General features: G+C 58.9%; 15 protein-coding genes. 12 read left to right on the top strand and 3 right to left on the bottom strand.

Annotated elements, in window-relative coordinates; genetic code table 11:
- Positions 1-377 precede the first annotated feature (377 nt).
- From ACTQ3R_RS00885 to ACTQ3R_RS00860, 6 genes are all read left to right on the top strand, one after another.
- Complete coding sequence (locus ACTQ3R_RS00885) at positions 378-1,388, top strand: LacI family DNA-binding transcriptional regulator (protein WP_441777578.1); 1,011 nt, start codon at positions 378-380, stop codon at positions 1,386-1,388.
- Positions 1,389-1,409: 21 nt separating this feature from the next.
- Positions 1,410-2,915, top strand: a complete 1,506-nt coding sequence (gene malQ, locus ACTQ3R_RS00880; RefSeq protein WP_441777579.1) for a 4-alpha-glucanotransferase — start codon at positions 1,410-1,412, stop codon at positions 2,913-2,915.
- Position 2,916: 1 nt separating this feature from the next.
- Positions 2,917-5,196: a glycogen/starch/alpha-glucan phosphorylase gene (locus ACTQ3R_RS00875; protein ID WP_441777580.1), complete on the top strand. Its 2,280-nt coding sequence runs from the start codon at positions 2,917-2,919 to the stop codon at positions 5,194-5,196.
- Positions 5,197-5,341: 145 nt separating this feature from the next.
- Positions 5,342-6,937 (top strand): ABC-F family ATP-binding cassette domain-containing protein, encoded by a 1,596-nt coding sequence (locus ACTQ3R_RS00870; RefSeq protein WP_441777581.1) that lies wholly within the window; start codon positions 5,342-5,344, stop codon positions 6,935-6,937.
- Between the two features lie 171 nt (positions 6,938-7,108).
- Entirely contained in the window at positions 7,109-8,797 is a 1,689-nt protein-coding gene (locus ACTQ3R_RS00865; RefSeq protein WP_441777582.1) for a Na/Pi cotransporter family protein, read from the top strand.
- Positions 8,798-8,911: 114 nt separating this feature from the next.
- A complete protein-coding gene (locus ACTQ3R_RS00860; protein ID WP_441777583.1) occupies positions 8,912-9,925 on the top strand; it encodes an alpha-hydroxy-acid oxidizing protein in 1,014 nt (337 codons plus the stop codon).
- A gap of 105 nt (positions 9,926-10,030) precedes the next feature.
- Here ACTQ3R_RS00860 and rpsR read toward each other — a convergent pair whose 3' ends face one another.
- From rpsR to rpsF, 3 genes are read right to left on the bottom strand one after another with little or no spacing between them, the layout of a single operon-like run.
- On the bottom strand, positions 10,031-10,270 hold the full coding sequence (gene rpsR, locus ACTQ3R_RS00855; protein WP_441777747.1) for a 30S ribosomal protein S18: 240 nt from the start codon (positions 10,268-10,270) through the stop codon (positions 10,031-10,033).
- A 44-nt stretch (positions 10,271-10,314) separates the two neighbouring features.
- Entirely contained in the window at positions 10,315-10,797 is a 483-nt protein-coding gene (locus tag ACTQ3R_RS00850; protein ID WP_441777584.1) for a single-stranded DNA-binding protein, read from the bottom strand.
- A 15-nt stretch (positions 10,798-10,812) separates the two neighbouring features.
- A complete protein-coding gene (gene rpsF / locus ACTQ3R_RS00845) occupies positions 10,813-11,109 on the bottom strand; it encodes a 30S ribosomal protein S6 (RefSeq protein WP_441777585.1) in 297 nt (98 codons plus the stop codon).
- Positions 11,110-11,340: 231 nt separating this feature from the next.
- On the opposite strand from rpsF, the gene ACTQ3R_RS00840 reads away from it, so the two are divergent.
- From ACTQ3R_RS00840 to ACTQ3R_RS00815, 6 genes are read left to right on the top strand one after another with little or no spacing between them, the layout of a single operon-like run.
- Positions 11,341-11,601 (top strand): helix-turn-helix domain-containing protein, encoded by a 261-nt coding sequence (locus tag ACTQ3R_RS00840; protein WP_036631203.1) that lies wholly within the window; start codon positions 11,341-11,343, stop codon positions 11,599-11,601.
- Entirely contained in the window at positions 11,598-11,834 is a 237-nt protein-coding gene (locus ACTQ3R_RS00835; protein WP_441777586.1) for a hypothetical protein, read from the top strand. The genes ACTQ3R_RS00840 and ACTQ3R_RS00835 overlap by 4 nt, the downstream gene beginning before the upstream one ends.
- Positions 11,831-11,989 carry a hypothetical protein gene (locus tag ACTQ3R_RS00830; protein ID WP_021751110.1) on the top strand — a complete coding sequence of 53 codons (159 nt, stop codon included), beginning with the start codon at positions 11,831-11,833 and terminating at the stop codon, positions 11,987-11,989. Before ACTQ3R_RS00835 ends, ACTQ3R_RS00830 begins: the two co-directional genes overlap by 4 nt.
- Positions 11,990-12,017: 28 nt before the next feature.
- The gene (locus ACTQ3R_RS00825) at positions 12,018-12,335 is read left to right on the top strand and encodes a hypothetical protein (protein ID WP_441777587.1); all 318 of its coding nucleotides are present in this window, start codon (positions 12,018-12,020) and stop codon (positions 12,333-12,335) included.
- Positions 12,332-12,826 (top strand): siphovirus Gp157 family protein, encoded by a 495-nt coding sequence (locus ACTQ3R_RS00820; protein ID WP_441777588.1) that lies wholly within the window; start codon positions 12,332-12,334, stop codon positions 12,824-12,826. The genes ACTQ3R_RS00825 and ACTQ3R_RS00820 overlap by 4 nt, the downstream gene beginning before the upstream one ends.
- Before the next feature lie 12 nt (positions 12,827-12,838).
- Positions 12,839-13,642 (top strand): hypothetical protein, encoded by an 804-nt coding sequence (locus ACTQ3R_RS00815; protein ID WP_441777589.1) that lies wholly within the window; start codon positions 12,839-12,841, stop codon positions 13,640-13,642.
- Position 13,643: the final 1 nt, after the last annotated feature.

Below are 13,643 nucleotides of genomic sequence, written 5' to 3'. Positions count from 1 at the left end.
CTCCTTCAAAGGGGCAAAGCTGCCCCAGGGTTACACAGGACTCTTTTATTTACTATATTATAGCGGATGGTTTCAAAAATGACAACGAAAATATGCGAGATTCTCCGAAGATGGCAAAGGCAAAGCCATGGCATCGAAACCGGAACGGAAACAAATTTTAGGAAATGGCCTAAAAATACAAAAAAGAGAGCGATTTCTCTTGCAGATTGGGAATAAGCTGGCTATTATCATAGGTGTAACGGACCGGAAACGATTCCGGCCGTGTGTTGGCTGGCCGTGGGGGATCCTTGCCATATAAAACCAAGTACCGCCGGCACAGCGGGCCGGCGGTACTTGCAGATGAGGGAGCCTGTTCCGGCGGAAGAGGGGGAAAGCGGATGACGATCAAGGATATTGCCCGGTTATCGGGCTGTGGTGTGGCCACGGTATCCCGTGTACTCAACGACCATCCGGATGTAAGTGAAAAAACCCGCCGGAAGGTGATGGCTGTGGTGAACGAACATGGCTTTCAGCCCAACAACAACGCAAAGCATCTCAAACAGCAGGCGGGCACCAGCATCGCCATTCTGGTAAAAGGAACACAAAATATGCTCTTTGCCGATCTGGTGGAACAGATCCAGACTCTCCTGCGGGACAACCACCGGGATGCGGCGGTCTATTATCTGGATGAGGACGCCGACGAGGTGGCCTATGCCATTCAACTGTGCCGGGAGCGAAAACCCGTGGGGATTCTCTTTCTGGGGGGCGATCTGGAGTACTTCCGCGCCTCCTTCCGGCATTTAAGCGCTCCCTGTGTGCTGCTGACGAACTGCGCACGGGAGCTGGACTTTGACAATCTGTCCTCCCTGACCACAGACGATGAGCAGGCTGCGTTTCAGGCCATCAGCTACCTCATTGGGAAGGGGCACAGACAGATTGGGGTATTGGGAGGCAACTGGTCTACCTCGCAAATCAGCTATCAGCGCTTACAGGGCTGCAAGCGGGCCTTTGAACACTGGGGGCTGCCCTTTGAGCCCCAGAGGCAGACGGAGCCCAGCCGATACTCTATGGCAGATGCCTACGCTGCCACCCGGCGTTTGCTGGAGCGCTGCCCGGAGCTGACCGCCATTTTTGCCATGAGTGATGTGATCGCCGTGGGTGTGATCCGGGCCCTGGGAGATCTGGGAAAACGGGTGCCCCAGGACATTTCGGTCATTGGCTATGACGGGATTTCCATGGGGCGCTATACCATTCCCAGGCTGACCACCATCGGTCAGGACACCAAACGCCTGGCGGAGCAGGGAGTGGAGCTGCTGCTGGAGCAGATTCTCCATGGGGGGAAGGGTGTCCACCAGGTGGTCCCCTTCCGGCTGCTGGATGGAGAAAGTGTGGCCCAGCGGACAACGTAAGCGGAGAGAGGTTGATGAAGTATGAGACGAGCAGGCGTATTGATGCCCATATTCTCCCTGCCCTCCCCCTGGGGGATCGGTACCATGGGGGCACAGGCCAGGAAATTTGTGGATTTTCTGGCGGATGCAGGCCAATCCTGCTGGCAGATTCTGCCGGTAGGGCCTACCAGCTATGGGGATTCCCCCTATCAGTCCTTTTCTTCCTTTGCGGGAAATCCCTATTTCATTGATTTGGATGATCTGGCCGAAGAAGGGCTGCTGAAACGGGAGGAATATGTCCGCCTGGACTGGGGAGAGGACCCGTCGCAAGTGGACTATGACCGGATGTACCAAAACCGGTATCCGGTGCTGCGCCGGGCCTGTGCCCGGCTGGACCGGAGTGAGGCGGGGGCGTATGCCGCCTTTTGCAGGGCGCAGCGGGAGTGGCTGGAGGATTACGCCCTGTTTATGGCCCTGAAGGAGAAGTTTCATGGCCAGTCTTGGCAGGCGTGGCCGGAGAAACTGCGTCTGCGCCAGCCCTGTGCGCTGGAGAAGGCCCGGAAGGAGCTGGAGGAGGAGACGGAATTTTGGAAAGGGGTGCAGTACCTCTTTTTCCGGCAGTGGACTGAGCTGAAAAAACGGGCCAACCAAAAGGGGATCTCCATCATCGGGGACCTGCCCATCTACGTCTCCGGGGACAGCGCCGATGTATGGGCCAACCCGGAGCAGTTTCAACTGGACGAGGAGGGGCTGCCCACCGAGGTGGCCGGCTGCCCCCCCGACGGCTTTTCTGAGGACGGACAGCTGTGGGGAAATCCGCTTTTTGACTGGGAGCGGATGAGAGAGGAAAACTACGCCTGGTGGATGCGGCGGATTGCCTTCCAGTTCCAGATTTATGACATTCTGCGCATCGACCACTTCCGGGGGTTTGATGCATATTACGCCATCCCTTACGGGGACAAGACCGCCCGCAACGGCCGGTGGCGGCCGGGGCCGGGGATCGAATTTTTCCAGACGGTCAAAAAAACCCTGGGCAAACAGGAGATCATCGCGGAGGACCTGGGCTTTCTCACCGATTCGGTGCGCAGGCTGCTGCGCCAGTCGGGCTTCCCTGGTATGAAGGTGCTCCAGTTTGCCTTTGACAGCCGGGACACGGGAAGCGACTACCTGCCCCATTGCTATGGACACCACTGTGTGGTGTACGCGGGGACCCATGATAATGACACGATTTTAGGCTGGATGAAGTCCGCGCCCCGAAAGGACGTGCAATTTGCCAAGGAATATTTGCGCCTCAACAGCCGGGAAGGATACCACTGGGGCATGATGCGCGCAGCCTGGGCCTCCCCCGCCGACCTGGCAGTCATGCAGATGCAGGACCTTCTGGGGCTGGATGGCCGGGCCAGGATGAACACCCCCTCGACCTTGGGGAACAATTGGAAGTGGCGGGCGCTGCCCGGCAGCTATGACGAAACGCTCTCCCGGCGGCTTTACCGGGAGATGAAGGTATACCAGCGCCTGCCTGGGCAGGGCCGAAAGGAGAAGAAGTAACATGCAGCTGAAAGAACAGCTTTGGGAACTGACGAAAGAGCGATTTGGATGTGGGCCGGACCAGTGTGATGACCACCAGCTCTATGAGGCGCTGCTGCTGCTGTGCAGCCATCTGGCCGCCCAGCGGCCCGCCCCGGAGGGAGAGCGGAAGCTCTATTATTTCTCGGCGGAATTTTTGATGGGCAAGCTGCTGTCCAACAACCTGCTGGCCCTGGGCATTTATGACCAAGTGCGGGAGCTGCTGGGGGACATGGGCCGGGAGCTGAGCGGCATTGAAACGATGGAGCCGGAACCTTCCCTGGGGAACGGAGGCCTGGGGCGGCTGGCCGCCTGCTTCCTGGACTCCATCGCCGCGCTGGGACTGCCTGGAGACGGTGTGGGGCTCAACTACCACTATGGACTTTTCAAGCAGAAGTTTGAGAACAACAAGCAGACGGAGCTGCCCGACCCCTGGATCGAACAAGACAGCTGGCTCATGCCCACAGGAAAGACCTTTACCGTCCCCTTTGGGGGCTTTGATCTCCAGGCGGTGCTGTACGACATTGCCATCCCCGGTGCGGGAAACAAGTGTGCCAACCGCCTGCATCTCTTTGATGTGGCCCAGCCAGCCCAGGAGCCCTGGATCGGCATCCGGTTTGACAAGGGGGATATCGCCCACAACCTTACCTCCTTCCTCTACCCGGACGACAGCGATGAGGCCGGGCAGCTGCTGCGGGTATACCAGCAGTACTTTATGGTCTCTGCCGGGGCACAGCTCATTTTGCAGGAGCTGGAGGAGCGGGGCTATACCATTGACACCCTGGCCGACCACGTGGTCATTCAGATTAACGACACCCACCCCTCTATGGTCATTCCTGAGCTGATCCGCCTGCTGGTGGAGCGGGGCATGTCCGTCAACCGGGCCATCGACCAGGTGAGCCGCACCTGCGCCTACACCAACCACACCATCCTGGCCGAGGCCCTGGAGAAGTGGCCCCTGTCCTTCCTTGAGAAGGCCGCGCCCCAGCTGGTTCCCGTCATCCGGGAGCTGGACCGCCGGGTGAAGGAGGCCCACCCCGACCCCAGAGTGTGTATTCTGGACGGCCAGAATCGGGTACACATGGCCCACATGGATATTCACTACGGCTTCTCTGTCAACGGCGTGGCCGCCCTTCATACGGAGATTTTGAAGCATTCTGAGCTCAAGCCTTTCTTTGACCTCTATCCCAAGAAGTTCAATAACAAGACCAACGGCGTGACCTTCCGCCGCTGGCTGGAGGCCTGTGACCCCCGGCTCAGCGCCCTCATTGACGACTGCATCGGGGCATCCTGGCGGCAGGATGCCCAAAAGCTGGAGGGACTGCTGGCCTTTCAGGAGGATGCGAACATTCTGCAGCGGCTTCTGGAGGTAAAGCAGGCCAATAAACAGGCCCTGTGCCAGGCGTTATTCTCCCGGCAGGCGGTAGAAGTGGACCCCCTGTCCGTGTTTGACGTACAAATCAAGCGCCTGCACGAGTATAAACGCCAGCAGATGAATGCGCTATATATTATCCACCAGTATCTGGAAATCAAGAGCGGGCGGCTGCCTCAGCGGCCCGTGACGGTGATCTTCGGGGCAAAGGCCGCCCCGGCCTATGTGATGGCAAAGCACATTATCCACCTGATCCTCTGCCTGCGCCAGCTCATCGAGCGCGATCCCCAGGTGCGGCCCTGGCTGAACGTGGTCATGGTGGAAAACTACAACGTCACCTGGGCCGAGCAGCTCATCCCCGCCTGCGACATCTCCGAGCAGATCTCCCTGGCCTCCAAAGAGGCCAGCGGAACCGGCAACATGAAGTTTATGGCCAACGGAGCGGTGACCCTGGGCACCATGGACGGAGCCAATGTGGAGATCGCCCAGCTGGTGGGAGAGGAGAACATCTACACCTTCGGCGCATCCAGCGACCGGGTCATCGGCCTGTATCAGGGCAGCGAGCCCGATGGCCGCGGCTACCGGCCTTTGGAGCTCTACCACCGCCCCGATGTGGAGCGGCTGGTGGACTTTTTGGTGTCCCCGGAGCTGCTTTGTGTGGGCGACCCGGCCTGCCTGTCCGCGTTGTGGCGGGACATGAAGACCAAGGACTGGTTCATGGCCCTGCTGGATGTGGAGGACTATATCGCCGTAAAGCAGCGGGCCATTGAGGACTACGGGCAGCGCCTGCCCTGGGCCCGGAAGATGCTGGTGAACATCGCAAAGTCGGGGTATTTCTCCTCTGACCGCACCATTGGCCAGTACAATGAGGACATTTGGCATCTGAAGTAAGAGAAACCTGGCCCCTGTCATCAGAACCGACGATGACAGGGGCCGTTTTTTGTCTACTTTTCCGTAAAAAAAGGCTATCTTTTTCCCAAAGCCTATGATAATATGATTCCCGAACGATTTTGACCAGATGGAAAAGGAGCAGGCTATGATCACTGTCACCGATTTGAGTTTAAATTACAGCGGAACCCCGCTGTTTTCCCATGTGGACCTGCAGTTTCTGCGGGGCAACTGCTACGGCATCATTGGTGCCAACGGCGCGGGAAAATCTACCTTTTTGAAAATCCTGTCCGGAGAGCTGGACTCCACCTCCGGCGAGGTGTCCATCCTGCCGGGCATCCGTATGTCCGTACTCAAGCAGAACCAGAACGCCTATGATGCCTATAATGTGATGGATACGGTCATTATGGGCAACCAGCGCCTCTATGACATCGGAAAGCAGAAGGAGGAGCTCTACGCCAAGGAAGAGATGACCGACGAGGACGGCATGCTGGCCTGTCAGCTGGAGGAGGAATATGCTGAGCTGGGCGGCTGGGAGGCCGAAAGCGACGCCTCCCGGATCCTCCAGGGCCTGGGCATCGGCACGGAGCTGCACTATAACGACATGGCCACCCTGGATGCCCGTCTCAAGGTGAAGGTGCTCCTGGCCCAGGCGCTGTTCGGCAACCCCGACCTGCTGATGATGGACGAGCCTACCAACAACCTGGACATCGACGCGGTGAACTGGCTGGAGGATTTCCTGCTGGACTTTGAGGGCACTGTCATTGTGGTGTCCCACGACCGCCACTTCCTCAACACCGTCTGCACCCACATTGTGGACATTGACTACGGCAAGATCAAGATGTACGTGGGCAACTACGACTTCTGGTATGAGTCCTCCCAGCTGGTGCAGCAGCTCATTAAAAACCAGAACAAGCGCAACGAGGAGAAGATCAAGGAACTGCAGGACTTTATTTCCCGCTTCTCTGCCAACAAGTCCAAAAGCAAGCAGGCTACCGCCCGGAGAAAGCTGCTGGACAAGCTCTCTGTGGAGGAGATGCCCGCCTCCTCCCGCCGCTATCCCTGGGTTGGCTTTACCCCTGACCGGGAGGTGGGCAAGGATATCCTCTTTGTCACCGATGTGAGCAAGACCATCGACGGGGTGAAAGTGCTGGACAAGGTGTCCTTTATTGTGGGCCACGACGAGAAGATCGCCTTTGTAGGGGACAACGAGAATGCCCATACCGCCCTGTTTAAGATTCTGGCCGGGGAGATGGAGCCCGACGAAGGCAGCGTGAAGTGGGGCCAGACGGCCACCTTCTCCTACTTCCCCAAGGACAACACCCCCTACTTTGAGGACTGCGATGACAACCTGGTACAGTGGCTGCGCCAGTTCTCCCCCGATCCCCAGGAGCAGTATCTCCGGGGCTTCCTGGGGCGGATGCTCTTCTCCGGGGACGAAGTTTATAAGCCCGTCAAGGTGCTCTCCGGCGGAGAGAAGGTGCGGTGTATGCTCTCCCGGATGATGCTCTCCGGGGCCAATGTCCTGATGCTGGACCAGCCCACCAACCACCTGGATTTGGAGTCCATTGCCGCACTGAACAAGGGCCTGGAGGCCGTCAAGTGCAATGTGCTGGTGGCTTCCCATGACCATCAGCTCATCCAGACCGTCTGCAACCGGGTCTTTGACTTTACCGCCGATGGAAAGCTCATTGACCGGAAGATGACCTATGACGAATATCTGGACAGCCAGAAGGAAGCGTAATCAAAATGGCCAGCCGTACTTCCGTACGGCTGGCCGTTTTTGATGAAAAAGGGGAAAAATGTGGAAAGCAGTTGACGCATACAAAATGTTTCGGGTATAATACATAATGGAGTTATTTCGAAATATAGAACGAAATGATGCGGGGTTTCCGCAGAAGGGATTTTGGAAGATATGGATATTACACACATACTGGCGCTGCTAGGTGGACTTGCGCTGTTCCTGCACGGGATGCAGATGATGAGTTCCGGTCTGGAGGCGGCTGCCGGCAACCGGATGAAGAACATCCTGGAGCGGCTGACCGCCAACCGTTTCCTGGGCGTGCTGGTGGGCGCGGCCATCACCGCTGTCATTCAGTCCTCCTCTGCCACCACGGTCATGGTGGTGGGCTTTGTCAACGCAGGGATGATGACCCTCAACCAGGCGGTGTGGATCATCATGGGTGCCAACATCGGTACCACGGTGACGGGATTGCTCATCGCTTTGGATGTGGGTGAGCTGGCCCCCTTCTTTGCCTTTATCGGCGTAGCACTGATGGTCTTTGTGAAGGAGCCGAAGCTCCAGCACATTGGCCAGATCCTGGCCGGCCTGGGCGTGCTGTTTTTGGGCATGGGCATGATGAGCGATTCCATGGTTCCCCTGCGGGAGTCTGAGAGCTTCATTCGCCTGATGTCCACCTTCTCCAACCCCATTTTGGGTATTTTGGCCGGTGCTGGCTTTACTGCGGTGATCCAGTCTTCTTCCGCTTCGGTGGGTATTCTTCAGGCCCTGGCCAACAGTGGCGTGATCGGTTTGTCCAGCGCGGTGTTTGTCCTGTTTGGTCAGAATATTGGTACCTGTATCACGGCCGTGCTGGCCTCCATCGGCACCAACCGCAACGCTAAGCGGGCCACCATTATCCACCTGATGTTCAACATTATCGGCACCATCATTTTCACCATTTTGTTCCTGCTGTTCCCCATCGCCCTGGTGATCGACGGCAGCATGGTGCTTCAGGGGAGCGTGGGCAGCTTCCTGTCTAACGTACTGCCCGGCACGCCGGCCGGTCAGATCGCCCTGGTTCACACCAGCTTTAATGTCATTACCACCCTGCTTTTGCTGCCCCTGGGCAACTACCTGGCCAAACTGGCCGTGCGAATTCTGCCTGAGCAGGTCCACGAGCAGGAAGAGGGCACCATGCGCCTGGAGTATCTGGCCCCGGTTTCTGCCAGCGGCAAAGAGGGCGGCCTGGGTCTGTCCGCCATTGTGGTGGACCAGCTGCGCAATGAGCTGCACCGGATGCTGAGCATGGCCAGGGACAATGTGGAGGCCGGCTTTGAGGCCGTCCTGGCCCGCGACCCTGAACAGCTGGAGGCTGTGGAGCAGCGGGAAGAGTATATCGACTTCCTGAACCGGGAGATCTCCCGCTATGTTTCCCACCTGATCTCCATTGAGACCAACGAGCAGGATTCCCGTGTGGTCAGCAGCTTCTTTACCATCTCGGGCAACATTGAGCGTATTGCCGACCACGCGGACAACCTGGCTGGGTACACCCGAATGCTGGTGGCCAAGAACATCAAGCTCTCCCCCATTGCGCAGAAAGAGGTGGAGCAGATGCGGGATGTGTCCCTGGAGGCTGTGACCACTCTGCTGGACCGTCAGGCAGGCGGGCCGGAGTGGCTGGTGGACGTGGCCCAGATCGAGCAGAGAATCGACGACATGACCGACGAGTACCGCCGCAGCCAGCTCGTGCGCATGCGGGACGGGATCTGCTCCGACGAGGCCTGTATCCTCTATTCTGAGCTGCTTACCGACTTTGAACGAATTGGCGACCATGTGCTGAATATTGCACAGGAGCTGACCAAGTCCAGAACTAATCTGTAAGATACAAAGGCGCCGCCGGGCTGGGTCCGGCGGCGCTTGCGCTTGGAAGGTAATACTTGACGAAACCCCATGGGGGCGCTATCATTTGGAACGTAGTAATAGGAGGGATATTCCATGACATATCAGCAAGTGTTAGAGGCCGCCCGTACCTGCAGCGGCCCTTACTGCAAGGCCTGCCCGGTATGCAATGGCCGGGCCTGTAAGAATGCCGTGCCCGGTCCCGGCGCCAAGGGGAGCGGCACGGTAGCTATCCGTAACTATGAGGCCTGGCAGGACGTGTGCCTCAATATGGACACCATCTGCTCCAATGGAGGGGTAGATACCAGCTTTACCTTGTTTGGCCAGACCTATGACCTGCCGGTCTTTGCCGGGCCGGTAGGGGCAGTGAAGCTCCACTATGGGGAGAAATATACCGACCAGGAGTATAACGATATCTTGGTCCCCGCCTGCGCCAAAGCCGGAATTGCCGCCTTTACCGGGGACGGCACCGACCCCAGTGTGTTTTCCGCGGCAGCCAAAGCGATCGGTGCAAATGAAGGAAAGGGGATCCCCACAGTGAAGCCCTGGGACCGGGACACCCTGTTTGCCAAGCTGGACGCAGGAAAGGCCTCCGGTGCCCGGATGTTTGCCATGGACATCGATGCGGCGGGTCTGCCCTTCCTGAAGGGACTCAATCCCCCCGCTGGGTCCAAGACGGTGAGTGAGCTGCGGGAGGTCATTGAGTATGCAAAGGTACCCTTTATCATCAAGGGTATTATGACCGTGAAGGGGGCCAAGAAGGCCCTGGAGGCCGGAGCGGCCGGCATCGTAGTGTCTAACCACGGCGGACGGGTACAGGACGGCGTGCCCGCTACGGCGGAGGTTCTGCCTGCCATTGCGGAGGCGGTGAAGGGACAGATGACCATCTTTGTGGACGGTGGACTGCGCAGCGGTGTAGATATCTGCAAGGCCCTGGCCCTGGGGGCGGATGCGTGCATCCTGGCACGGCCCTATGTGACTGCTGTATATGGCGGCGGAGAAGAGGGGGTCCGGCTGCTTACCCAGAAGCTGAAGGGAGAGCTGGAGGACACCATGGCCATGTGCGGGGTCCATTCCCTGAGCGAAATCAGCCGTGAGATGATCTTCTAATTTAAAAAGAGCCAGCAATAGGCCCCGATTCCAGTGGAATCGGGGCCTGCCTGTTGAACATAAAAAACCTCGGCTGCTTATCAGCAGCCGAGGTTTTTACCTATATTAGTCGGTCACATAGGGCAGCAGAGCGATCTGACGGGCACGCTTGATGGCCTCGGTCAGCTGGCGCTGATGCATGGCGCAGGTGCCGGTGGTGCGGCGGGGCAGGATCTTGGCCCGCTCGGAAATGAACCGGCGCAGCTTGGCGGCGTCCTTGTAATCGATGCACTCCACCTTCTCGGCACAGAAGGCACAGACCTTACGGCGCTTGCGGCCGCGGGGAGCTCTATTATCACGTTCCATAGCCATGGATTTAACCTCCTTCTTACGACCTTATATGGTCAAAGTCAAAACGGCAGCTCGCCGTCGTCATCAGAAAGCTCGGCAAACTGGTCGCCGTCCGCAGGGGGGGCGCCGTAGCCGGAGGGGGCAGCGGGAGCGGAGTAACCGCCGGCGGCATAGCCGCCCTGGTTAAAGCCGGTGGAGTAGCTGCCACCGTCGCCGTCTCGCTTGGAGTCGCCGAAGTAGATGTTGTCCGCAATGACCTCGGCAGTGCGGCGCTTGCCGCCGTCCTTGTCGGTCCAATCGCGGATCTGCAGCCGGCCCTCTACCACAGCCATACGGCCCTTGGTGAAGTAGCGGCTGACAAACTCGGCGGTTTGGCGCCAGGCCACCACGTCGATGAAATCGGTGGTGCGCTCGCCGGTGGACTTATCCTTGAAATCCCGGTCAACGGCCAGGGAGAAGGAAGCCACGGGAGTGCCGGTCTGGGTACGCCGAAGCTCAGGGTCACGGGTCAGACGACCCATGAGGAAGATCTTGTTGAGCATCTGGAAAAGACCTCCTTACTGGTCCTTGCAGACGATCATGGAGCGCATCACGCCGTCGGTGATCCGGAAAATACGGTCCAGCTCGGCGGGGATCGCGGCGGCGGCGGTGAAGGTCATCAGGACATAGTAGCCCTCCATCAGGTCGTCGATGGGATAGGCCAGACGGCGCTTGCCCCACTCATCAACCTCGGTGACAGTGCCGTTGGCCTCGACCACGGCCTTGAACTTCTCCACCAGGGCGGCGATCTGCTCCTCGCTCATATCGGGCTTCAGGATGTAGACAGCCTCGTAGTTGGAATTGATTTTTGCCATGTTTTTGCACCTCCTTATGGACATATGGCCCCCGGATTCTTGCCGGGAGCAAGGAAACACTGTCTCACCATAGAGACAGGCTTAATTATTATACCGAAAACAGGGAAAATGTCAAGGAAAAATTTAAAAATTTTTCCTGCTGCCCCCGTGTATAGTGTAATTGCATTAAGTCGACAGGCTTTTTGCAGTTACACTTTTTTTATTTTCTCCCAGAGAAAGGACGGTGAAAACGTGGCTGAATGTTACAAAACGATCGAATATCCGGACCGAAAGGCGATCGCGGCCCTTTACGCCGCCGGCGCGAAGGCCGGACAGATCGCGAAGGAAATCGGCGTCGCACCCCGCACCATCTACGCCGAACTGAAGCGCGGCCGCGAAGGGGACAAGCTGGACAAGAACTTCCGGCCGTCCTACGACGCAGACCTGGCCCAGAAGCGCGCCCAGGAAAGCCTTCGCCGACGCGGCCGGAGGAAGGGAGGTCCGGCAGAATGACCCCCAGAGCAAGGCAACGGCGAACGCGCCGGAGAATCCACAACGCGGCCAGTCTTCTTTCCCTGGTGGCCTTCCTGGCGCTTCTGGGAAGCGTCGGAGCCGTCGAACAGGACCTGGTCCCCCTTCTCCCTGGCGCGATCCGAATGTTCGGCTTCCTTCTGATCTGGGCCGGCCTTCTGGCCGTCGCCGGAGCCTTCGACACCACCGGAGGAAGGAGGGAACGGAGAAGATGAAGTACACGGCGACCCTGTCGCCCGTTCAGGTCGGACAGGCCGTGAAGGCCCTGGTCCTTCTGGGCGAAAAGAAGATCACGATCGAAGAAACAGAAAAGGACCGTTTCGTCGTCACCACAACAACCGAAACGGCCCATTCCAAAAAGGTTAAGTGAATCATATCACGGAAAGGAACGGTTTTCAATGCCTAAATTGAATTTTTATGATACGGACGCCGTGAAGGCGTTTCTGCTGAACACCCTGGTCGAGAACAAGGAAGCCCGTGAAGACGTCGACTTCGAGCGCCGGCAGTCCCAGACCTGGTTCACCCAGTACCAGGCCCAGAAGGGGCGCGCCGAAGCCGCTGAAGCGAAGATCGCCGGCGCGGCGGCCACCCTGACCGTCACCCTGGACGCGCGTTCCGCCGGCACCGTCACCGCCGAAGACGTCGACCAGGCGATCACCGACGCCCTGGCCCTTCTGACCGGAAGCATGAAGACGGAAGGGGGCACCGCGAAATGACGAACACCCTGTACGAAATCAGCGCCGACTTCCTGGCCGCCCTGGACGCGATGGAGGTCGACCCCGACACCGGCGAACTGCTGAACGCCGACCAGCTTGACGCCCTTTCCGCCGCCTTCGACGAAAAGGCCGAAGCGACCGCCCTTTACATCAAGAACCTGACCGCCTTCGTCGGCAACGTGAAGGCGGAGGAAGCCGCCCTGGCGGAGCGCCGCAAGACCGCCGAAAAGCGCGTCGAGCGCCTGAAGGACCTTCTGGCGTCCTCCATGCTGTCCGTCGGCCGCGACAAGGTCGAAACGGCCAGGACGAAGATCGGCTTCCGCAAGTCCACCCAGGTTCAGATCGACGACGAAGGCGCCCTTCCCCCTGACTTCGTGACGACCACCGTCACCACGAAGCCGGACAAAACGGCGATCAAGAAGGCAATCCAGGCCGGACAGGCCGTCGCCGGCGCTGTCCTGGTCGAGAACCAGAACCTTCAGATCAAGTAAGGAGGAATCGGCGTGAAGGACTTCAACATTCCCCTTCTGACGGCTGAAGACATCGACTGTCGCGTCCAGTCCGTCAGCAAGGCGAAGAACGGCACGGTCGGCGCGGTCCTTCTTCTCTACAAGGACGCCCGTGTCGATATGCGAATCCTGGACCAGGTCTTCGGCCCTGGCAACTGGCAGAGGACCCACGAACTGATCAACGGGAACCTGTTCTGTACGATCGAAATCTGGGACGACGAAAAGGCGGCCTGGGTGAAGAAACAGGACGTCGGCGTCGAGAGCAACACGGAGAAGGAAAAGGGACAGGCGTCCGACGCCTTCAAACGTGCCGGCTTCAACGTCGGGATCGGCCGCGAACTGTATTCCGCCCCTTTCACCTATGTCGAACTGAACGACGGTGAATGGAAGGTCGAGAAGGTCCAGGGCCGCGACGTCTACCGCACCTATCCGAATGTCAAGTTCTCCGTCACGAAGATCGGCTACAACGACCGCCGCGAGATCGTGGACCTGACGATCGTCGACCGCTTCGGGAACGTCCGTTTCCTGTGCGAAGGCGGTGTCCAGAAGAAGGTCAACCAGGGCGGCCAGGGAAGCCGCCAGGGCGCACAGAGCGGCCGACAGGCACAGACCCCGCCCCCCGCGGCGCAGACGTCCCAGGCGGCCCAGAGAGCGCCCCAGGGCGCCCCTTCTCCCGCTATCCCCGCCGGCGGTGCTGTATGCCCCGTGTGCGGAGGCCCGATCAGCGACGCCGAACGCGACTATTCCCTTCGGAAGTACGGCCGCGAACTGTGCCGCAAGTGCCAGCGCAACGCGTGAA

The sequence above is a fragment of the Lawsonibacter sp. LCP25S3_E2 genome (assembly GCF_052117285.1).
Classification (GTDB): domain Bacteria; phylum Bacillota; class Clostridia; order Oscillospirales; family Oscillospiraceae; genus Lawsonibacter.
The sequence above is the reverse complement of the archived record's forward strand: the minus strand, read 5'-3'. Positions and strand labels throughout refer to the sequence as shown.